Origin of the sequence: Streptomyces sp. NRRL B-24085 (assembly GCF_001282115.1) — a bacterium.
Classification (GTDB): domain Bacteria; phylum Actinomycetota; class Actinomycetes; order Streptomycetales; family Streptomycetaceae; genus Streptomyces.
The window spans coordinates 128,830-149,704 of record NZ_LJBR01000040.1 but is presented as its reverse complement, the minus strand read 5'-3'; the positions used below and the strand labels follow the sequence as shown (position 1 = coordinate 149,704).

At 69.4% G+C, this 20,875-nt stretch carries 16 protein-coding genes; 12 read left to right on the top strand and 4 right to left on the bottom strand.

Annotated features, from left to right (window positions below; translation table 11 throughout):
• The first annotated feature begins 371 nt into the window (after positions 1–371).
• From AOJ26_RS06480 to AOJ26_RS06465, 4 genes are all read left to right on the top strand, one after another.
• On the top strand, positions 372–3,287 hold the full coding sequence (locus AOJ26_RS06480) for a glycoside hydrolase family 48 protein (protein WP_053847201.1): 2,916 nt from the start codon (positions 372–374) through the stop codon (positions 3,285–3,287).
• 235 nt (positions 3,288–3,522) lie between these two features.
• A complete protein-coding gene (locus tag AOJ26_RS06475; protein ID WP_053847200.1) occupies positions 3,523–4,659 on the top strand; it encodes a GH12 family glycosyl hydrolase domain-containing protein in 1,137 nt (378 codons plus the stop codon).
• A 378-nt stretch (positions 4,660–5,037) separates the two neighbouring features.
• Positions 5,038–6,060, top strand: coding sequence for a LacI family DNA-binding transcriptional regulator (locus tag AOJ26_RS06470; protein WP_053847199.1), 1,023 nt, complete (start codon positions 5,038–5,040; stop codon positions 6,058–6,060).
• A 415-nt stretch (positions 6,061–6,475) separates the two neighbouring features.
• Complete coding sequence (locus tag AOJ26_RS06465; RefSeq protein ID WP_053847198.1) at positions 6,476–7,438, top strand: expansin EXLX1 family cellulose-binding protein; 963 nt, start codon at positions 6,476–6,478, stop codon at positions 7,436–7,438.
• Positions 7,439–7,623: 185 nt separating this feature from the next.
• Here AOJ26_RS06465 and AOJ26_RS06460 read toward each other — a convergent pair whose 3' ends face one another.
• Positions 7,624–8,202, bottom strand: coding sequence for a TetR/AcrR family transcriptional regulator (locus AOJ26_RS06460; protein ID WP_053847237.1), 579 nt, complete (start codon positions 8,200–8,202; stop codon positions 7,624–7,626).
• An 88-nt stretch (positions 8,203–8,290) separates the two neighbouring features.
• Between AOJ26_RS06460 and AOJ26_RS06455 the strand changes: the two genes are divergently transcribed.
• The gene (locus AOJ26_RS06455; protein ID WP_053847197.1) at positions 8,291–9,172 is read left to right on the top strand and encodes an SDR family oxidoreductase; all 882 of its coding nucleotides are present in this window, start codon (positions 8,291–8,293) and stop codon (positions 9,170–9,172) included.
• 379 nt (positions 9,173–9,551) lie between these two features.
• On the opposite strand, the gene AOJ26_RS06450 is transcribed toward AOJ26_RS06455, so the two are convergent.
• Entirely contained in the window at positions 9,552–9,866 is a 315-nt protein-coding gene (locus AOJ26_RS06450) for a winged helix-turn-helix transcriptional regulator (protein ID WP_234358469.1), read from the bottom strand.
• A 184-nt stretch (positions 9,867–10,050) separates the two neighbouring features.
• Between AOJ26_RS06450 and AOJ26_RS06445 the strand changes: the two genes are divergently transcribed.
• Complete coding sequence (locus AOJ26_RS06445; protein ID WP_053847196.1) at positions 10,051–11,082, top strand: zinc-binding alcohol dehydrogenase family protein; 1,032 nt, start codon at positions 10,051–10,053, stop codon at positions 11,080–11,082.
• Between the two features lie 696 nt (positions 11,083–11,778).
• Here AOJ26_RS06445 and AOJ26_RS06440 read toward each other — a convergent pair.
• The gene (locus AOJ26_RS06440; protein ID WP_053847195.1) at positions 11,779–12,951 is read right to left on the bottom strand and encodes a glycoside hydrolase family 64 protein; all 1,173 of its coding nucleotides are present in this window, start codon (positions 12,949–12,951) and stop codon (positions 11,779–11,781) included.
• Positions 12,952–13,166: 215 nt separating this feature from the next.
• Here AOJ26_RS06440 and AOJ26_RS06435 point away from each other — a divergent pair, with 215 nt between their 5' ends.
• The gene (locus AOJ26_RS06435; RefSeq protein ID WP_053847194.1) at positions 13,167–13,439 is read left to right on the top strand and encodes a hypothetical protein; all 273 of its coding nucleotides are present in this window, start codon (positions 13,167–13,169) and stop codon (positions 13,437–13,439) included.
• A gap of 156 nt (positions 13,440–13,595) precedes the next feature.
• Complete coding sequence (locus AOJ26_RS06430) at positions 13,596–15,599, top strand: alpha/beta hydrolase family protein (RefSeq protein WP_053847193.1); 2,004 nt, start codon at positions 13,596–13,598, stop codon at positions 15,597–15,599.
• A gap of 119 nt (positions 15,600–15,718) precedes the next feature.
• Here AOJ26_RS06430 and AOJ26_RS06425 read toward each other — a convergent pair whose 3' ends face one another.
• Positions 15,719–16,636, bottom strand: a complete 918-nt coding sequence (locus AOJ26_RS06425; RefSeq protein ID WP_053847192.1) for a LysR family transcriptional regulator — start codon at positions 16,634–16,636, stop codon at positions 15,719–15,721.
• Positions 16,637–16,763: 127 nt separating this feature from the next.
• Between AOJ26_RS06425 and AOJ26_RS06420 the strand changes: the two genes are divergently transcribed.
• From AOJ26_RS06420 to AOJ26_RS06405, 4 genes are read left to right on the top strand one after another with little or no spacing between them, the layout of a single operon-like run.
• Complete coding sequence (locus AOJ26_RS06420; protein WP_053847191.1) at positions 16,764–17,765, top strand: fumarylacetoacetate hydrolase family protein; 1,002 nt, start codon at positions 16,764–16,766, stop codon at positions 17,763–17,765.
• A complete protein-coding gene (locus AOJ26_RS06415; protein ID WP_053847190.1) occupies positions 17,762–18,718 on the top strand; it encodes a cyclase family protein in 957 nt (318 codons plus the stop codon). The genes AOJ26_RS06420 and AOJ26_RS06415 overlap by 4 nt, the downstream gene beginning before the upstream one ends.
• Before the next feature lie 24 nt (positions 18,719–18,742).
• On the top strand, positions 18,743–19,873 hold the full coding sequence (locus tag AOJ26_RS06410) for an FAD-dependent oxidoreductase (protein ID WP_053847189.1): 1,131 nt from the start codon (positions 18,743–18,745) through the stop codon (positions 19,871–19,873).
• Between the two features lie 2 nt (positions 19,874–19,875).
• A complete protein-coding gene (locus tag AOJ26_RS06405) occupies positions 19,876–20,871 on the top strand; it encodes an amidohydrolase family protein (RefSeq protein WP_086724137.1) in 996 nt (331 codons plus the stop codon).
• Positions 20,872–20,875 lie beyond the last annotated feature (4 nt).

Below are 20,875 nucleotides of genomic sequence, written 5' to 3'. Positions count from 1 at the left end.
CCCTGCGGCGGTGCGTTGCTCCCGGAGGCCGGGTCATGGGGACCACCGCTGTGGCGACGAGCGTGTTCAGCGCGTGCGGTGACGTGGAGAAATGAACGTGGGGGGTGTCGCATGAGCGACTCCTCGCAGTGTGGCGCACCGTGTCCGGCGCGTCGACTGATGGGAACCGCTCCCACTGGTGCGAAGGAAGGTAGCGCCAAGTGGCGCGGTTGCCCAGAGGTACGGCTGAACTTCCTTTGAACTAAACCCTTTTGTGTGTTCGGTTCTTCAAGCTCCTTGACCGCTGCCGCCCTCATCCCCATGATGGGAGCGCTCCCACTGGCCAAGACTTGTGCTTCCCCGTGCTCATAGCCGCTTGGAGGAACCAGTTCATGGATCCCGGACGCAAACGCAGAACTCTTCGGCGGGCGTTGACCGCCACGGCAACCGCCCTGGCACTGCCCCTGTCGATGCTGGCCACGGGTGCGACGACCGCGCGTGCAGCGGGCGTGCAGTGCAGCGTGGACTACAAGACGAACGACTGGGGCTCGGGCTTCACCACGGACGTCACCATCACCAACCGCGGTACGGACGCCATCGACGGCTGGACGCTGACGTACGGCTACACGGGCAACCAGAAGTTGATGAACGGTTGGAACGGCACCTGGTCCCAGTCCGGCCAGAGCATCAGCGTGAAGGACGCCGGCTACAACGGCAAGATCGCCGCGGGCGCCGCCGTCACCACCGGGGCGCAGTTCACCTACAGCGGCACCAACGCGGCGCCCACGTCCTTCTCGGTCAACGGCACGGTCTGCAACGGGGCACACCAGCCACCGATCACCGTGCTGACCAGCCCCGCCGCGGGCGCGGTCTACACCCAGGGCGAGGCCGTACCGCTCGCGGCCACGGCCGCCGCGGCGGACAACGCGACGATCAGCAAGGTGGAGTTCTACGACGACACCAAACTGCTGGGGACGGACACGACCTCGCCGTACGCGCTTTCGGCCTCAGGCTTGACCGTGGGCAGTCATTCGCTGCTGGCGAAGGCGTATGACAGCGTGGGCGCGTCCGCGGAGTCCACGCCGGTCGGCATCACGGTCGCCTCAGGCCCGTCCGTCGTAGCCACGCCCTCCCAACTGGGCGTCCAGCAGGACAAGACGGGCACGTACGAGGTGAAGCTGTCGAAGCAGCCGACCGCGAACGTGACGGTGACGACGACTCGCGCGAGCGGCAACTCCGGGCTGTCGGTGACCGGTGGGGCTTCGCTCACCTTCACGCCGTCGAACTGGAACACCGCCCAGAAGGTGACCATCACCGCAGACTCCTCCGGCACGGGGGCGGCGACCTTCGAGTCGGGGGCCCCCGGGCACGCCAAGGCGTCGGTCACCGTCACCCAGCTCGGAGCGACGAAGGCATACGACGCCCGGTTCCTGGATCTGTACGGCAAGATCACCAATCCGGCGAACGGCTACTTCTCCCCCGAGGGCATCCCCTACCACTCGGTGGAGACACTGATCGTCGAGGCACCGGACCACGGCCACGAGACCACCTCGGAGGCGTACAGCTACCTGCTGTGGCTGCAGGCCATGTACGGCAAGGTGACGGGCGACTGGTCGAAGTTCAACGGCGCCTGGGAGATCATGGAGAAGTACATGATCCCCACCCACGCCGACCAGCCGACCAATTCCTTCTACAACGCCTCCAAGCCGGCCACCTACGCACCCGAGCTCGACACCCCCAACGAGTACCCGGCGAAGCTGGACTCGTCGGTCGCCTCCGGTTCCGACCCGATCGCCGGTGAGCTGAAGAGCGCGTACGGCACCGACGACATCTACGGCATGCACTGGCTCCAGGACGTCGACAACGTCTACGGTTTCGGCAACTCGCCCGGCAAGTGCGAGGCCGGCCCGACGGACACCGGGCCGTCCTACATCAACACCTTCCAGCGCGGCGCGCAGGAGTCGGTGTGGGAGACGGTGCCGCAGCCGACCTGCGACCAGTTCAAGTACGGTGGCAAGAACGGCTATCTGGACCTGTTCACCGGTGACGCCTCCTACGCCAAGCAGTGGAAGTTCACCAACGCCCCGGACGCCGACGCGCGGGCCGTGCAGGCCGCGTACTGGGCCGCCACCTGGGCCAAGGAACAGGGCAAGGGCTCCGACGTCTCGGCGACCGTGGGCAAGGCCGCCAAGATGGGCGACTACCTGCGCTACGCCATGTACGACAAGTACTTCAAGAAGATCGGCAACTGTGTCGGCCCCTCCACCTGCCCCGCCGGCACCGGCAAGGACGCCTCGATGTACCTGCTGTCCTGGTACTACGCCTGGGGCGGCGCCACCGACACCTCAGCAGGCTGGGCCTGGCGCATCGGCTCCAGCCACGCCCACGGCGGCTACCAGAACCCGCTTGCGGCCTACGCACTGAGCTCCTACGCCGACCTGAAGCCCAAGTCCGCCACCGGACAAGCCGACTGGGCCAAGTCCCTCACCCGCCAGCTGGAGTTCTACCGCTGGCTCCAGTCCGACGAAGGCGCCATCGCAGGCGGCGCGACCAACAGCTGGGCCGGCCGCTACGCACCGCCCCCGGCCGGCAAGTCGACCTTCTACGGCATGTACTACGACCAGCAGCCCGTCTACCACGACCCGCCCTCCAACCAGTGGTTCGGCTTCCAGGCATGGTCGATGGAACGGGTCGCGGAGCTGTACCAGCAGACCGGCAACGCACAGGCCAAGACGGTCCTGGACAAGTGGGTCAAGTGGGCACTGTCCAAGACCACGATCAACCCGGACGGCACCTACCAGATCCCCTCCACGTTGCAGTGGTCGGGCCAGCCCGACACCTGGAACGCCTCCAGCCCCGGCGCCAACAGCGGCCTGCACGTCACCGTCGCCGACTACACCAACGACGTCGGCGTGGCCGCCGCCTACGCCAAAACCCTGACCTACTACGCGGACCGCAGCGGCGACACCGCCGCCGCCACCACCGCCAAGGCCCTCCTGGACGGCATGTGGACCAACTACCAGGACAGCCTCGGCATCGCAGTACCGGAGAACCGGGCGGACTACAACCGCTTCGACGACCCGGTGTACATCCCCAGCGGCTGGACCGGAACCATGCCCAACGGCGACGCCATCAACTCCTCCTCCACCTTCGCCTCGATCCGGTCGTTCTACAAGAACGACCCGGCCTGGTCGAAGATCGAGGCCTACCTGAAGGGCGGCGCGGTGCCGTCATTCACCTACCACCGATTCTGGGCCCAGGCCGACATCGCCCTGGCCATGGGTTCGTACGCGGAACTCCTCGAGTAGCCCCCCGCTGAGACCGCGTGCGCGATCCCGTCACCCGACGACGGGGTCACCAGCCGGGCGGCCTCCGCCCCCTTGGGGGCCGCCCGGCATCCGGATCCACAGACTCTCGAACCTGAGCCGCCCTCCTTGTCAGGAACATGATCTTCTCTCACAATCCCAGCGAGCCCGCTTTTTGGGAGCGCTCCCAATCCCAGGTAGAAGCCCTCGCCCCCCACATCCCTCGCGGAGGACCCGCATGCACCCCTCACACCCCCAGGTCCGCAGGATGCGCGCGCTCTGCGGAGCGTTGCTGACCACGCTCGTCGCCCTGGCCGCGCTCCTGACCGGCGCTACGGCCTCCCAGGCCGACACGACGATCTGCGAGGCGTTCGGCAGCACCACGATCCAGGGCCGTTACGTCGTGCAGAACAACCGCTGGGGCACCAGTGCCACCCAGTGCATCTCCGTCACGGACTCGGGCTTCAGGGTCACCCAGGCAGACGGCTCGGTTCCGACGAACGGGGCCCCGAAGTCGTACCCGTCCGTGTACAACGGCTGCCACTACACCAACTGCTCCCCCGGGACGAACCTCCCGGCCCGGCTCAACTCCATATCGAGCGCGCCCACGGGTATCTCCTTCAGCTACGTGAGCGGTGCGGCCTACGATGCCGCCTACGACATCTGGCTGGACCCGACCCCGCGCACCGACGGCGTGAACCGGACCGAGATCATGATCTGGTTCAACCGTGTGGGGTCCGTGCAGCCGGTGGGTTCGCCCGTCGGTTCCGCCACGGTGGGCGGACGCCAGTGGCAGGTGTGGTCCGGCAACAACGGCGGCAACGACGTCCTGTCCTTCGTCGCGCCGTCGGCGATCGACAGCTGGAACTTCGACGTCATGGACTTCGTCCGGCAGACCGTCTCCCGCGGACTCGCCCAGGACGACTGGTATCTGACGAGCATTCAGGCAGGCTTCGAGCCGTGGCAGAACGGCACGGGCCTGGCCGTGAACTCGTTCTCCTCCAGCGTGAACCTCGGCGGGAGCACCCCTGGCGGCCCCGGCACCCCGAGCGGCCCCTCCGCCTGCAAGGTGACCTACGGCACCAGCGTGTGGCAGGACGGCTTCACCGCCGACGTCACCGTGACCAACACCGGCTCTTCCCAAGTCAGCGGCTGGAGCCTCGCGTTCACGCTGCCGTCGGGGCAACGGATCACCAACGCGTGGAACGCACGCGTCTCACCGTCGTCGGGAAGTGTGACGGCCACCGACGCGGGACACAACGCGTCCATCGCGCCGGGCAGCCAAGTCTCCTTCGGCTTCCAGGGCTCCTACAGCGGTAGCTTCGCCAAGCCGGCCGCCTTCAGCCTGAACGGAACATCCTGCACCACCGTCTGACAGCCGCGGGACAGCTCACCAGAGCGCCCCTTGTCAGTCCGTCCCATCCCAGGCCCGCCCTGTCGGCGACAGGGCGGGCCCTTGCCGTTGCTCCGGCAGGGTCCGCGAGCGTGAGCCCGTGGCAAGGCGCCGACGAGCCCGCCGATCCGCTCGCGCTCCGACCCGTACACCGACGAGGAGAAGACAGGCACGGCGACGGCGTCGAATCCCGCAACCTTTCGATCCTGGAGAGCCTGGACCTCGCCCCCCGCCTCGGGTCATGATTCGTGAACCATCGGAACCCGACACTCTGTTGGCCGACACCGCACGGTCATGCGCGAAGCCGTGTGCCGCGTTCGTCCGGCCCGTAAGATCAGTGATCTCTTGCGGGAGGTGATCATGGGCATGCGACGCCCCGGCACGCCGACGCTGGAAGAGGTGGCCGCGCACGCCGGGGTGGGGCGGGGCACCGTCTCCCGCGTCATCAACAACGCCGCCGGCGTGAAGGACTCGACGCGCCGCATCGTCCAGCAGTCCATCGAGGCACTGGGGTACGTGCCCAATCTCGCCGCCCGCTCCCTGGCCGCGCGGCGCACCGACGCCGTCACTCTCGTGCTGACGGAGCCCGACTGGCGCCAGTTCGCCGAGCCGTTCTTCTCGGAGATCGTCCGCTCGCTCGGGGACGCGCTCGCGGACACCGGCATGCAGCTGATGCTGACCCTGGTCCACTCGGACACCGAGCGCAAGCGCTTCCTGGAGTACGCCCGCGGCGGCCGCGTCGACGGTGTCCTGCTGATGTCCGTGCATGCGGGGGACCGGCTGCCGGACATGCTCGCCGAGGCCCGGTTGCCGACCGTGATGCTGGGACGCCGCTCGGGGGACGAGTACGTCAGTTACGTGGACGCGGACAACGTGGGCGGTGCACGCAGCGCCGTCTCCCACCTGCTGTCACGGGGCCGCAGAACGATCGCCACCATCACGGGGCCCCTGGACCTGTATGCCGCCCAGTGTCGGCTGCGCGGTTACCAGGACGCGCTGACGTCGGCGGGCCTGAGCAGCGTCGAGTCCCTGGTCGCCGAGAGCGACTTCACCGAGGACAGCGGGCGTCGCGCCATGGCGGAACTGCTGGAGCGGCACCCGGAGATCGACGGCGTCCTCGCCGCGTCGGACACCACGGCGGCAGGGGCTCTGCAAGCGCTGCGCGCGGCGGGGCGGCGTGTGCCGGAGGACGTCTCCGTCATCGGGTTCGACGACTTCGCGCTGGCTCAGCACACCGAGCCGCGGCTGACGACGGTGCGCCAGCCGCTGGAGGAGATGGGCCGGGCCATGATCCGCCTGCTCCTGGAGGACATGGAGGAGCCGTCGATGGCCTACCGCCACGTCATCCTCCGCACGCAGCTGGTGACACGCGACTCGGCCTGAGGGAGAAGAGTTCGGGTTCTCCCTCGTCGAGGCCGTGGAGCAGACCGGCCGGGTGCCGGCCGGCGCGTCGAAGTAACTCCTGCATGGGCTGGTTGGTGGCGTCGGTCGAGGTGAACAGCTTCGCGGTGGTGCATACGGCCTCGACGGCCCTGAGGAGACGCCCGCCCAAACCTCGTCGGCAGGCACTGGGGCGACCATCAGCATGGTGACGAAGCCCTGCTCGAAGACGCGGCACTCCCGCAAGCCTCCTGCCGCGACGGAACCCGTTTTCTCCCTCCGCGCCATCTCTGGTGCCCCCGCGAGGACTCCACCGGATCCGGTCGAGCGGTACGGGAAGCGAAAAGTGGCGGCAACCTTTTCGCGGTGGGCGGCCACTGACCAGTGCACCATCGGCTCGATCCCGAACGGACAGGTCATGACGACAACGAGGCAGATCGCACGGCAGCGCAGGCGCAGACGCAGAACCGTGCTGGGCGCCACCGTGGCGCTGACCACTGCGGGTGTTCTCACCTTCCTGGTCATCGCGTTGCTCCCCGGCCACAAGGGCGACGGCGGGCCGACCGCAGCCGCCACCCTCGTCACCACCCAGCCGAAGGCTGCCGGGACCGCTGGGACAGCGTCTGCGAGCCCGACAGCGACCCCGTCGGCAAGTCCGAGTGCGAGCGGTTCCGCCACGCCAAAGGTCTCGGTGACCCCCAAGCCGGCGAAGTCGTCACGGCAGAGCGCCCCGACGTCCTCGCGCGGGTCGACCACGTCCGTGTCGGCGGGGCGGATCCGGCCCGGCACCTCGTACCAGGGTGTCGCGACCGCCTATGAAGCCGGTGTCGGGGACGGGGCCTGTCTGTTCGGTCCCAGCCCGGACATGATGATCGCGGCGATGAACACCACCGACTACGAGACCTCTCGCGCCTGCGGCGCCTACGTGCTCGTCCGCGCGGCCAACGGCAAGTCCATCACCGTACGGATCACCAACGAATGCCCTCTGCCCTGCGCACCCGGGCAGATCGACCTCAGCCAACAGGCCTTCGCCAAGCTCGCCGACCTCAAGGTCGGCCGCCTGCCCATCACTTGGAGCCTGGTGAGCCCCAGCTCCATCGGCACGATGTCCATCCGGTACAAGACCGGATCCAGCGCCTACTGGTGCGGCATCCAGGTCATCGGGCACCGCAACCCGGTCGCACGCCTCGAGGTCAGCACCGGGAACGGCTGGCGCCAGTTGCCCCGCACCAGCTTCAACTACTTCATCGCCGCCGACGGCAACGGTTGCGGCAAGGCGATCAGAGTCACCGACATCTACGGCGAACAACTGACCGTCGGCGGACTGGCGGTGCGGGCGAACGTCGTCCAGCCCACACGGGTGCAGTTCGCCCAGCACTGATCCCAGCCGACCCCCGCACTGCCCATGTCCCGCAGCGGCGTCTTGCGCAGGTGGTCGCACAGACTTCTGTGCGACCACCGTGCCGGTGGCGAGGTCGAAACTCGGCAAGATGCTCGACGAGCGTCTCGGCGAGATGACGTTCTGGACGGTTGCCAGTAAGCCCAGCGGGGCTCTGAGGTTTCCGGTCAGCCCAGCGAGGCGCTCGCCGCACGCAACTCGTCCAGGGCCGCCAGGGTGTACCCGGCGAGCTCGTCCTTGCCGTCCCGGTCGCCCTCGGACCATTGGGCGTATCCCCGTTTGAAGGCGAGCACGCCCAGCTCCCCCGCCAGAGCCGCGGTCGGATCGGGTACGCCGCGGGCGATGAGAGCGGTCGTCATCGCGGCCGCGAGGCTGACGCTCTTGAGGGCGTCACGCTCCTGAAGCTCGGTGCTGGCGGCGACAGCCGCCTTCAGGCGAGGCGCGAGCTCGCGGCTCATGGGGCCCATCGCGCTCGACGCACGTTCCAGACCGGCGGCGACCGCCTCAAGCGGGCCGGCGTCAGCGGGCGCCTCGGCGATCCCCTCGACGAGCAGCCGGCTCAGCGTCTCCTGTCCAGCCACCAGCAGCTCACGCTTGTCCGGGAAGTGCCGGAAGAAGGTGCTCTTGGTGACTCCTGCGCGCTCGGCGATCTGCGCGACCGTCGTGGCGTCGTACCCCTGCTCGGTGAACAGGTCGACGGCAGCCATGACGAGACGTTCGCGTGCGCCCGGTTCCCATCTGCCCATGGTCGCCATTCTAGGTGACGGGACTCTTGTCCCGTCACTGCGCTAGAGTGATGGGACAAGAGTCCCATCACTTCTGGGGGAGTTTCCCATGCGCGTTTTCGTCACCGGCGGCACCGGCCTGATCGGTTCCGCCGTCGTCGCCGAACTGCTCGACCACGGCCACACCGTCCTGGCACTGACTCGCTCCGACGCATCCGCCCAGGCCATAGAGAAGGCCGGGGCCGAGCCCCTCCGCGGCGCCCTCGCAGACCTGGACACCTTGCGCGCCGGTGCCGCCCGGGCCGACGGGGTGATCCACCTGGCGTTCGCCAACGACTTCAGCAGCCCCGACGCCCTCGCCAAGTCGGTCGCGGAGGAGAGTGCCGCCCTCGCGGCCCTCGGCGAGGAACTCGTCGGCAGCGGCCGCCCCTTCGTCACCTGCTCCGGCACGCCGCACGTACCCGGCCGTGCCTCCACCGAGGCCGACCCGTTGATGACGGAGGGGCCGGTCGGCGGTCGTGGTCGTGCGGTCTCGTCGGTCCTGGGCCTCGCCTCGCGCGGGGTCCGCAGCAGCGCCGTACGCCTGCCGCGCACGGTGCACAACCAGGGCTCCGGCGGATTCGCCGGCCTGTTGACGGGCATCGCACGCCGAACCGGAGTCTCCGGCTACCCGGGCGACGGCACCCAGCGCTGGCCGGCCGTGCACGCCCTCGACGCGGCAGTTCTCTTCCGGCTCGCCCTGGAACACGCCGAAGCGGGCACCGCCTGGCACGCCGTGGCCGACGAGGGGGACCAGGTCCGCGACATCGCGGCAGTCATCGGCCGACGGCTGAACCTGCCGGTCGAGCCGGTACCGGCGGAGACCTTCGGCCCCCTCGGCCAGATCTTCGCGAGCGACCAGCCCTCCTCCAGCGCCCACACCCGGCAGGCGCTCGGCTGGGAGCCCAAGCACCCCAGCCTTCTTGAGGACCTGGAGAACATCGAGCCCTGACGGGCATCCGGGACGTTCGCCACGAGGGCCGGCGGTCGTTTCATGACGAGATGCGCCCCCAGGGAGCATCGACAGGGCGGCCCCGGGGGCCGGCAGGCCAGTCGCACGCACCGGCAAGGTCTCCCCCTCGGCTCGTGCTGAACCACAGCGCAATGCCTCGGGAGAGACGCCTCCCCGGGGCGACAGACGGTCAACACGGCGCGCGGGACGTGGCGATCCACGCGTCCGCCGCGTACGCGGCGTCCCCGCGACTGTGGGACGACAGGGTCGGCCTCTCCAGCGGTACCGGACAGGGCTGCCTCTCCAGTACGCGGAGGACTTCGCCCGCGAAGTCAATGAGTTTCCGGATCGCTGACCGGAGCGGCCGCACCTGGGCCCGTCAGGAGATTTCGTCCATGTGGTCTTCCACCCACCCACGCAGCTGCGCCAAGGGTTCCGCGACGCTGTGACCGAGGTCCGTCAGTTCGTACTCCACGTGCAGCGGCACTGCGGGGTAGATGGTCCGCTCCACGAAGCCCCGGTCCTCAAGACGGCGCAATGTTGCAGTGAGCACCTTCGGACTCACCCCCTCCAGGCGCTTTTGCAGGGCTCCGAAACGCTGCGGCCCGTCCTCCATCGCCCCGATGGCCAGAGCCGACCACTTGTTTGCCAGGAGATCCAGCACGTCCCGGCAAGGGCATTGGGCGGCGTACACGTCGTGATGGTCGTGCCTCTGAGACTCACAGAGGGTCACCATGGAGCCTCCCCTTTCTGTCTGCACCTTGCCCACCAGCACACTTCCCAAAGGATAGTAGTACTCCTTGCGGGTTACTACCTCCTGAGATCTACGTTGGGTTGCGCACGGAAGTCCGTCGCGCAACCCAACCGGAGGAACACTCATGAGCCAGCTTCCGCAGACCATGCCCGCCGTCGCCTACCTCAAGAACCTCCCGGTCGAGAACCCGGAGAGCCTCGTGGACACGACCCTGCCGGTACCGCAGCCAAAGACGCGCAAGCTGCTCGTGCGAGTCGAGGCGGTTGCGGTGAACCCGGTCGACTACAAGATCCGCCAGAGCAGTGATCCGGGCGGCGAGCCCAAGGTCCTGGGCTGGGACGCGGCCGGCACCGTTGTCGCCGTCGGTGAGGGGGTCGAGTCCTTCCAGGTGGGCGACGAGGTCTTCTACGCCGGAGCCGTCGACCGGCCGGGCGCCAACTCGCTCTTCCACGTGGTGGACGAGCGGATCGTCGGCCACAAGCCGACTTCCCTGTCCTTCGCCGAGGCGGCAGCGCTGCCCCTCACGTCGCTGACCGCCTGGGAAGGCCTGTTCGAGCACCTCGGCCTGCACAGCGACGCCCTCAAGCAGACGGGCACGCTGCTGGTCACCGCCGCCGCAGGAGGCGTCGGCGCGATGGTCTCCCAGCTGGCCCGCGCCCTGACCAGCCTGACGGTGATCGGAACCGCGTCCCGGCCCGAGACCGCCGAGTTCGCCCGGCTCTTCGGTGCCGCGCACACTGTCGACCACCGCGAGCCCCTCGTCCCGCAGGTACGCGAGGTCGCTCCGGACGGCGTCGACTTCGTCTTCAGCACAGCGGCCACCGATCGGAACCTGGCTGCCTACGCCGACCTCGTCAAGCCCTTCGGCCACATCGTCGCCATCGACGACTTCGATCAGCTCGAGATCGGTCTGCTGAAGTCCAAGAGCATCGCCTTCCACTGGGAGCTCATGTTCACTCGGTCCCTGCACCAGACCGCCGACCTCGCGGAACAGGGCCGCATCCTCGACCAGGTCGCCCGCCTGGTGGACGCCGGGATCCTGAACACCACGGCCACCACCGACCTCGGGAAGATCAACGCCAAGAACCTGCGCGAGGCCCACCGCATCCTGGAATCGGGCCGGGCCATCGGCAAGATCACGATGGCCGGCTTCTGACCCGCGTCCGCCCTGGGCATCACGGGAGGCGGGAAGGCCGCCACCAGCCTTCCCCTTCACATCACGGCAGCCGCCGTGGCAAGTGGAACGCTGCGTGCTCCGGCCGGCTGACGCCGCATCGCACCGCACCACACTCGCGGAGGAAGTCGAATCCGGTCTCGTGCGCGAGGAGAACTCCGCCGGTTCCCCGGCGAGTTGGCGGGTTGGCGGGTTGGCGGGTTGGCGGGTTGCACAATGCCGGCCGCAAGTCTGTTCGTAGGCGCCCGGGCGTCACGCAGCGCGGCTCGCGTGGTCACGCCGAGCTTCGGTAAAGCGCGGCACAGATGTGCGCCCGCAGTGCGTGCCGAGACCTTGACCTAGTGCCGATCTCCTAGTTGGACAGACCTTTCGCGGCGAGATCGGCGACACGGCGCTCCAGCGCACTCACCACACCCCCGTTCTCGGGGCCGGGCACTCCGACGCCCACCCCCGAGGCCCGCAACTCGTTACGCGCGCCGGGCCCACGACGGCGCCTTCATCCGCCGCTATACGGCGACTGCCATGCCGAGCCGAAGGCCGGCCGTCGGCACCAGCACGCCATCCGCGACCGCCGTACTGCCTCCGCCGGGTCTGCCAGAGCAGCCCCGCGCGGTCAGGGACGACCTGTCCTCACCCCGCACGGTGCGGGGTGAGGTGCCAAGTCATCGTCTTGGATGTTCAGTTGAAGGGGTCCAGCGTCAGGTACGCCTGCTGCGGGTTGCCGTCGTGGACGAGGGACTCCTGGTTGCCGACGTCGTCGAAAGCGAAGGCGTAGGCCTTGCCGTCCGCCATCTGCGCGTGGATTTTCTTCGCGTACTGGTTGGTCACCAAGTCTTGGTAGAAGTTCGCGGTTCCGGTGTCCGGCTGGTTCGGGTTGATCAGGAGGGTGGAACGGTTGAAGCCCGCGCACAGAGTGCGCGAAATGGGGCCGCGCACAAGGTCGTTGGGTGCGTCGAGGTTCTTATAGCAGCCGAAGATGCTGGCCGCGTCGGGTTTCTGGAAGCTGGTGACGACGGTGCCCGAACTGTTCGTGAAGTTCATGACGTTGCCCGACACCCGGCCGAAGTACTTGGTGTTCGGCTGGTCGGTGAAGGGAGTGACCGTCAGGTTCGTCGTCGCGTACTTCTGCCATACGCGGTTGATGTAGTCGTCCATCACGGACGCGGGCAGGGCTCCCGTCTCCAACCCGTAGGTGGGAGAGAGGGCACGGAGCACGGTGCCGTCGGACCGGGTCTGGATCAGGTTCGCCCAACCACCCGCCTGGCCCCGCAACGAGTTGTAGAACCCGTTGTAGCCGCCCGACTTGAGGTGGCCGGTGCTGAGCGTGCTCCCGTCCGCGCGCTGCACACCGACCGCGTAGGGCGCGGAGAACATGTCCACCTGGGTGCTGTTGATCCACAGGCCGGAGTCGTTGAGCGTGTACTCGGACCAGTTGAAGAGGATGTTGCGATTCGGGTCGGACGGGTTCTGGACCGCGGGCTGCACCAGTCCACCGGTGGCCAGTTTGAAGACGAGCTTCTGGCCGTAGGAGAAGTAGATCCGGCCGGAGAACTTCGGGATCCGAATGGTCTTCGTCTGCCCGTTCGCCGGTCCCGCGATGGAGGCGTCAGGCGCCGGCGTCGGAGGATTGCCGCCGGCCGGCCAGGCGTGGAAGGTGCCGTTCGCGTCCGCCCAGCCCTGTTGCCCCGTACTCAGCAGGGTGCCCAGGGTGTAGACGTAGACCGCGTCCCCGCGGCCGGAGTTGTTGGTGATCTTCAGGGGGATCGTGGCGGGCACCGCCGCGTCCGCGGAGGACGGTGCGAGGACCGTGAGGGCGGCGCCCAGCAGCGCGGCCGCCACCGTCGGTGCCATGAGTCGGCGAGTGAGCTTCTTGAGCACGCTCCACCTCCGTGTGGGGGCAGGGGGGAGATTGGTCCGTACCTGATTTGAGAGCGCTCTCAAAGTGACATCGCCATTGCGTACATGTCAACGGATGGAACATTTAAATGCGTACCAGCGCACGCGGATCCCCTCCGCGGGAGCCTGTCGCGGCGCCGGACGCCCATCTCGGCGCGCACGATGATCTCATGCGGGACCTGCGCGCCGATGCCGCTCTGCCGGCCGCGGAGAAACTGCGCGCCGGGATCACCGCGCTCATCGACATCGGCCGCTCCCAGCCGCACCTGTACAAGCTGATGTTCAACAATCCGTCCAGCGACCCCACCGCGCCGGCCCGCGCCGCCGAGCCCAGCCAGACCGAGTTCTCGCCATCGCGGCCGACCTGGTCGGCGAGCAGGACGCCCGGAAGTACGCCGCCCTGCTCATCAGCACCGCGAACGGAGTCGCCGGCATGGAGGTGAGCGGGCAGTTGCCGAACCAGAAGTGGGGCGAGGTCGGAGCTCCTGACCGGGCAGCCCAGTCAGACGCGTCAGGCGGGCCCGAGCGGTCGCTGACGGACGAGCGTTCACGTCCTGCTCTCTGGCCGTCCCCGTCGCGCGCGGGCGACAATCGCCCGCATGACCGAGTCCTCCGGTGGCCCGTCCACCTTCCGTGACCTGTCCGCCTTCGTCGCCTGCCCGCGCGTCAACTCCCTTGCCCTGTCAGTCGACGGCAGTCGTCTTGTCGCCGCCGTGCAGTCGTTGTCCGAGGACGGGACGCGGTTCGTGTCCGGTCTGTGGGAGATCGATCCGACCGGGGAGCGCGACGCGCTACGGCTGACCCGGTCCGACAAGGGTGAGTCGGGGCCGGTGTTCGGTCCGGACGGGACGCTGTACTTCCTGTCCGAACGGGCCGCCGCGGACGGCGATGAGGGCGCCGCGCTGTGGGCGTTGCCGCCGCGCGGGGAGGCCGTCGTCGTGGCCCGGCACCCCGGTGGGATCGCCGCGGTCACCGTGGCCCGCAACTCCGGCGCGCTGTGTCACACCGCGGGACTGCTCCCGGGGGCCGCTGACGCCGAGGCACACGGAAAACTGCGTGCGGCGCGAAGGGACGCGAAGGTCACCGCGATCTTGTACAAGGCCGGTCCGACCCGCGCCTGGGACCACGACCTCGGCCCGGCGGAGCCGCACACCTTCGTCCGCGCAGGTGTTGACGCGAAACCGGTCGTCGCCGGTGGGCAGGGGGTCGGTCTGGAGGATCCCGGGGACGCGGCGTTGTCCCCGGACGGCACTCGGGTCGCGTACCGGCGGTTCATGCCCGGGCGCGTCCCGGCCGAGCATCGCACCGCGGTGGTGGTGGCCGACTCGGCGAGCGGTGACGAGATCCACGTCGTCGGTGACCTGGAGCACCTCTACGAGGCGCCGAGGTTCACCCACGACGGCTCGGCCCTCGTGTGCTGCCGGATGCGCTACCCGACCTACGACGACCCCTGGGAGGCGACTCTCGTCCGGATCGACCTGGCCGACGGCACGGTCCAGGACCTGCTGCCGGGATTCGACAACTGGCCTGCCGGCGTGGCCTGTTCACCGGTGGACGACACGCTGTTCTTCACATGCGACGAGCAGGGGCACGCGCCCGTCTTCCGCCGCGACCCGGACGGCAGCGTCACCCGCCTCACCGTTTCCGGCGCGTACGGCTCGCTGACCGTGAGCCCCGACGGGCGGACGCTCTACGCCCTGCGTCACGCGGTCGACGCGCCGCCGACGCCCGTACGGATCGACGCCGGTGTCGCCGACCAGACTCCGGCCGAGCTGCCCGCCCCGGGCGGCGTCGGGGACCTGCCCGGCACCCTCACCGAGGTGCACGTGGAGGCGGACGACGGATTCGTGCTGCGCGGCTGGCTCGTGCTGCCCGAGGGCGCGTCCGCCGAGCAGCCCGCTCCCCTGCTCGTCGCCGTCCACGGCGGACCGCAGTCCAGCTGGAACGGCTGGACCTGGCGCTGGAACCCGTGGCCGTTCGCCGCGCGCGGCTACGCGGTTCTGCTGCCGGATCCGGCCCTGTCGACCGGGTACGGGCAGATCAACCACCGGCGCGGCTGGGGGCAGTGGGGCGGGCGACCCTACACCGATGTGATGGCGCTGACCGACGCGACCGAGGCCCGCCCCGACATCGATGCCTCACGTTCGGCGCTCGCCGGCGGCTCGTACGGCGGATACATGGCGAACCGGGTGGCCACCGGCACGGACCGCTTCAAGGCGATCGTCAGCCATGCGGGTCTGTGGGACCTGCGGGCGTTCCAGAGCGACACCGACGTGCCGTGGTACTTCCAGCAGATCTTCGGCGACCCGCTGACCCGCCCCGAGCGCTACGAGGCCGACTCGCCGCACCTGGACGTCGCGAAGATCCGCACTCCGATGCTGGTCATCCACGGCGCCAAGGACTACCGCGTGCCCGTCGGGCAGGGCGCCGCGCTCTTCCAGGAACTGCAACGGCACGAAGTGCCCGCGAAGTACCTCTACTTCCCGGACGAGAACCACTGGATCCTCAAGCCGAACCACGCGCGCCTCTGGTACGAGACGTTCCTCAACTTCCTCGACCACCACGTCCTCGGCACCGAATGGCAGCAGCCCGGCCTGCTGTGACCCAGCTGTCGACAAGGGCTCGTTCCTCGGCGCTGAGCCCGTTGAAGGGTTCGGGGCACGATGGTCAGATGCGAGCGGCTCGTGACGGGACCGGCTCCCGGTGAGGTGCCTTTATCGCCTCACTCCCCGTCCGCGCGCGGCAGCCCCGCCCCGACCCGCGCGGCCGTCTCGCGCAGCCAGATGTGGGCCGCGTCGTGGGTGTGGACCGGATGCCACCACAGTGCTTCGCGCAGCGGCACCGCCTCGTACGGCGGCTCCAGCACCCGCACGGCGGCGATCGGGGCCATCAGACGCGCCAGCCGTGCCTGAACCAGAGCGATGCGCCGGGTGTCGGCGATCATCAGGGGCAGGAGCTGGAAGCTGTCGACGGACACCTCGACGCGCGGTTCGATCCCGAGCATGCCGAGCTGCCGTACGGCGGGCGCGTCGTAGGTGCGCTGGTACGTCACCCAGGGCAGTTTCGCCAGGTCGTCACGGGTGAGCCGGTCCCCCACGCCGGGGTGGTCCCGTGCCACGAGGAACACCCACCGGTCGTCGTAGAGGTCGGTGGACGGGAAGTCGCTGATCACGCCGTGGGGCATGAGCAGGCCGTCGGTGGCGCTCAGCAGGGTCGCGGTGTTGTCGATGACGGTCGGCGGGGTCTGGGTGAAGCGCAGCCGGATACCGGGCGCCTCCTCGTGCACCAGGCGGGCGAGTTCGGTGCCGAAGACGGAGACAGCGTAGTCGGACGCGACCAGTTTGAACTCGCGAGTCTCCTTGGCCGGGTCGAAGTCCGCCTGGCTGGAGAAGAGGCGTTCCAGCAGGTCGTAGGCGGAGGCGGTGCGGTCGAGGAGGACCTGGCCGAGTGCGGTGAGCTCGTAGTGGCCGCCGACACGTGCGAGCAGGTCGTCACCGAAGTGCCGGCGCAGGCGGGCGAGGGCGGCGCTCATCGCGGGCTGGCTCAGGCCGACCCGCTGTCCCGCGCGGGTGACGTTCCGCTCCTCCAGCAGGGCGCGCAGGGCGACGACGAGATTGAGATCGAGACGGGCCAGGTTCACGGATCGGTCCCTTGCGGTGGAGCGGCCAACGAAGAAGATAAACGGGGTGGATGCAGATCATCCACAGAATCGATTTCCCTGATCACGTGGTGCGGGTCCAGATTAGTCCCACCGCAATCAGGAGGACATGTCCGTGAAACCCGAACCCGCGTCCGCGCTCTTCGCCGGACCGTTCGCGCTCGCCACCCTCTCGACCCCGGACGGGCCGGAATTCCCCGCGCTGGTCACCCCCGACGGTCAGGCCCTCGATCTGCGGGACGCCCTCAGCGACGACCGGCTGACGACGCTGGACGTGCTGGACAGCTGGGAGACCGCCCTGCCGCGGCTGCGGGCCCTCGCGTCCGACACCGGCCCGACGCGTACGGCCGTTGCGGATCTGCACGTGCACGCGCCGGTGGCGCCTCGCCAGGTGTTCCAGTCGGGCGCGAACTACCGGCAGCACGTGATCGACCTGCACGTCGCCCACCGCGCCCCGGGAGACGACCGGCCGGAGAGCGAACGGCGCGCGGAGGCCGCCGAGATCATGGACCGGCGGGCCACCGAGGACCTGCCGTACGTCTTCATCGGCCTGCCCACCTCGATCACCGGCCCGTACGACGACGTCGTCCTGCCCGGGTGGGCCGAGCAGCCCGACTGGGAACTGGAGCTGGCGGTCGTCATCGGCAAGCCGGCCTACCAGGTGCCGGTGGAGGACGCTCCCGATTACATCGCGGGCTACACGATCGCCAATGACCTGACCGACCGGGCCACCGTGTTCCGCCGGGACATGCCGCAGATCGGGACGGACTGGCTGCGCAGCAAGAACGCCCCCGGCTTCACCCCGCTCGGCCCCTGGCTGGTGCCGGCCGAGTCGATCGCCAACCCCGACGACCTGCGCGTCACGCTCAAGCTCAACGGCGACACCATGCAGGACGAGTCCACCAAGGACATGATCTTCAAGGTCGCGCGGATGGTGTCGTACGCCTCCCGGACCGCACGCCTGCTCCCCGGCGACCTGGTCCTGACCGGCAGCCCGGCCGGCAACGGCATGCACTGGGGACGGCTGCTGCGCGACGGCGACGTCATGGAGGGTTCGGTCACCGGACTCGGGCTCCAGCGCACCCGTTGTGTCGCGGAGGGCGCCGTATGAACCACCAGGACCCCGAGGGCTCGATCGCCGAAGCAGCCAAGTCGTACTCCAACTGGGGGCGTTGGGGCGAGGACGACCGGCTCGGCACTCTGAACTTCCTCGACGAGGACAAGCGCCGTGAGGGCGCGGCCCTGGTCCGGCGCGGCGTCAGCTTCTCGCTGTCGCAGTCCTTCGACATGAACGGCCCGCAGAAGGGCTGGCGGCGCCGCACCAACCCGGTGCACACCATGCTGGACACCGGCACCGACGCGGCCCTCGGCAACCAGGGCTTCCCGCACGGGATCGGCGGCGCCGACGACGTCATCGCGATGCCGCTCCAGTGCTCGACCCAATGGGACGGGCTCGGCCACATCTTCGACCACGGCAAGGCGTGGAACGGCCGCCCGGCCGAGAAGGTCGTCACCTCCGACGGCGACCTCGTCACCGGCATCGAGCACATGGCGCCCCACGTCGCGGGCCGCGGGGTGCTACTGGATGTCGGCCGGGTGATCGGCACCGACGGGGAACTGCCGGACGGGTTCGCGATCACCGAGGACCATCTGACGGCGACGGCCGAGGCGCACCAGGTGAGCGTCGGACGCGGTGACATCGTGCTGGTCCGCACCGGGCAGCTAGCCCGCGCACGCCGCGAGGGCTGGGGCGACTACGCGGGCGGCAGCGCGCCTGGCCTGTCGTTCACCACCGCCGGCTGGCTGCACTCCAGCGAGATCGCCGCGATCGCCACCGACACCTGGGGCTTCGAGGTCCGCCCCAACGAGTTCGACCACGCCTTCCAGCCCCTGCACCAAGTCGCCATCCCGAACATCGGTCTGCTGATCGGTGAGATGTGGGACCTGGACGCTCTCGCCGAGGACTGTGCCCGCGACGGCGCGTACGCGTTCTGGCTCACCGCCGCACCGCTGCCCATCACCGGGGCGGTCGGCTCACCCGTCAACCCGATCGCGGTCAAGTAGCCCACGGAACAAGGGAGTTCCCTCATGAGCAGCCCCCGCACAGTCCTGGTGATCGGTGGTGGCGCCGCAGGCAACGCCGCGACGGTCTTTCTGCGTCGCGCCGGCTTCACGGTGGACCTGATCGAGGCCAAGGCCGACTGGAACGCCACCGCCGGCTCCGGCATCACCCTCCAGGGCAACGCCCTGCGCGTCCTGCGTGAACTCGGCGTCTGGGACCAGGTCGAGGCGTCCGGCTTCGGTTTCGGCTCCGTCGGCATCACCGCTCCCGACGGCACCGTCCTGCACGTCGCCCGGGACCTGCGCACCGGCGGCGACGATCTGCCCGCCACGATCGGCATGCAGCGCCCCCAGCTCCAGCAGATCCTGATCGACGCCGTCCGGGCCAGTGGTGCCGGCGTGCGACTCGGCACGACCGCCGAGATCCTCGGCCAGGACGCGGACGGGGTCTCGATACGGTTCTCCGACGGCAGCGAGGCCTGTTACGACCTGGTCATCGCGGCCGACGGCCTCGCCTCCTCGACCCGCGCGGCGATCGGCATCCACGACAAGCCCGAGCCCACCGGCATGGCCATCTGGCGCATCGCCGCCCCGCGCCCGGCCGGAGTGAACCGCACCGACCTCGCCTACGGCGGCCCCGCCTACATCGCCGGCTACTGCCCGACAAGCGACACCACCCTGTACGCGTACGTCGTCGAGGCGAACCGCGACCGCGCCGCGATCCCGCCCGGGACGTACGCCGAGGAGATGCGGCGCCTGGCCTCCGCCTACGGGGGCCACTGGCCGGAGATCACCGAGCACATCACCGACCCGGCGAAGGTCAACTACACGTGGTTCGACCGGCTGTTGGTGGAGGGTTCCTGGCACCGCGGCCGGGTGGTGCTGGTCGGCGACGCCGCGCACTGCTGCCCGCCCACACTCGCGCAGGGAGCGGCCCTGTCCCTGGAGGACGCGTGGGTGCTCGCCCAGCTGCTGACCGCCTCGGAGACCTGGGACGACGCCCTTTTCCAGACCTACTACGAGCGGCGAACGGCCCGCGTCCGACCGGTTGTGGAGGCGTCCGTGCAGATCGGGCAGTGGCAGCTCGACGGTGTCCGTGACGCCGACGTCCCCGGCCTGATGGGCCGCACCATGACGATGCTGCGGGAGCTGCCGTGACCATGGCTCCGACCGTGGACGTCCACGCCCACGTCCTGCTGCCCGAAGTCGAGGCCCTGGTGGCCGACTTGCCGGGACTGGCGGAGGCGAGGGCGCTGGACGCACGGCGCAACGGTCCGGCGGCACTCGCCGTCAACGGGCCGATGGTGCGCGAACGCGTCCCGCGCATGACCGACCCCGCCGTGCGGCTGGCCGCGATGGACGCCCAGGGCGTGGACGTGCAACTGGTCAGTCCCTCACCGTCGCACTACCACTACTGGGCGGACGAGGAGACGGCGGAGAAGGTGTACCGGCTCGCCAACGAGGCGACGGCGGCGCACTGTTCCGCCGCTCCCGACCGCTTGCGCGGCCTGGGTCTCGTGCCGCTGCAACACCCGCGGCAGGCCGTGCGCGCCCTCGAACACGCAATGGACCAGGGCCTGTTGGGCGTCGAGATCTCCAGCCACGCACCGGGGCGGGAACTCTCCGACCCGGCGTACGAGCCCTTTTGGACCCGGGCCGAGGAGACGGATGCGATCGTCTTCCTGCACCCCTTCGGCTGCACGCTCGACGAACGGCTCGACCGCTGGTACCTGTCCAACACCGTCGGCCAGCCGGTGGAGAACGCCGTCGCGCTCTCCCACCTGATCTTCTCCGGAGTCCTGGACCGCCATCCGGGCCTCAAGCTGATCGCGGCACACGGGGGCGGCTATCTGCCCACGCACATCGGCCGCTCCGACCACGCGTGGCGGACCCGCTCCGACGCCGGAGCGGACTGCGCCCATCTGCCCAGCAGCTACCTCAGGCGCCTGTACTTCGACTCCCTCGTGCACGACCCGCACGTGCTGCGGGAGCTGGTCCGCGCCGCCGGGCCCGACCGGGTGCTGCTCGGCTCCGACTTCCCCTTCGACATGGGCACGGAAGACCCGCTGCGTGCCCTGCGCGCGGCGGGCCTGACCGACGCCGACTTCGACGCCGTACGGGGCGGCAACGCGGCCGCCCTCCTCCGGAAGGACTGACACC

Coding starts and splice junctions, on each gene's coding strand:
- AOJ26_RS06480 (WP_053847201.1), top strand. CDS start 372: ATGGATCCCGGACGCAAACGCAGAACTCTTCGGCGGGCGTTGACCGCC.
- AOJ26_RS06475 (WP_053847200.1), top strand. CDS start 3,523: ATGCACCCCTCACACCCCCAGGTCCGCAGGATGCGCGCGCTCTGCGGA.
- AOJ26_RS06470 (WP_053847199.1), top strand. CDS start 5,038: ATGGGCATGCGACGCCCCGGCACGCCGACGCTGGAAGAGGTGGCCGCG.
- AOJ26_RS06465 (WP_053847198.1), top strand. CDS start 6,476: ATGACGACAACGAGGCAGATCGCACGGCAGCGCAGGCGCAGACGCAGA.
- AOJ26_RS06460 (WP_053847237.1), bottom strand. CDS start 8,202: ATGGGCAGATGGGAACCGGGCGCACGCGAACGTCTCGTCATGGCTGCC.
- AOJ26_RS06455 (WP_053847197.1), top strand. CDS start 8,291: ATGCGCGTTTTCGTCACCGGCGGCACCGGCCTGATCGGTTCCGCCGTC.
- AOJ26_RS06445 (WP_053847196.1), top strand. CDS start 10,051: ATGAGCCAGCTTCCGCAGACCATGCCCGCCGTCGCCTACCTCAAGAAC.
- AOJ26_RS06440 (WP_053847195.1), bottom strand. CDS start 12,951: ATGGCACCGACGGTGGCGGCCGCGCTGCTGGGCGCCGCCCTCACGGTC.
- AOJ26_RS06435 (WP_053847194.1), top strand. CDS start 13,167: ATGCGGGACCTGCGCGCCGATGCCGCTCTGCCGGCCGCGGAGAAACTG.
- AOJ26_RS06430 (WP_053847193.1), top strand. CDS start 13,596: ATGACCGAGTCCTCCGGTGGCCCGTCCACCTTCCGTGACCTGTCCGCC.
- AOJ26_RS06420 (WP_053847191.1), top strand. CDS start 16,764: ATGTCCGTGAAACCCGAACCCGCGTCCGCGCTCTTCGCCGGACCGTTC.
- AOJ26_RS06415 (WP_053847190.1), top strand. CDS start 17,762: ATGAACCACCAGGACCCCGAGGGCTCGATCGCCGAAGCAGCCAAGTCG.
- AOJ26_RS06410 (WP_053847189.1), top strand. CDS start 18,743: ATGAGCAGCCCCCGCACAGTCCTGGTGATCGGTGGTGGCGCCGCAGGC.
- AOJ26_RS06405 (WP_086724137.1), top strand. CDS start 19,876: ATGGCTCCGACCGTGGACGTCCACGCCCACGTCCTGCTGCCCGAAGTC.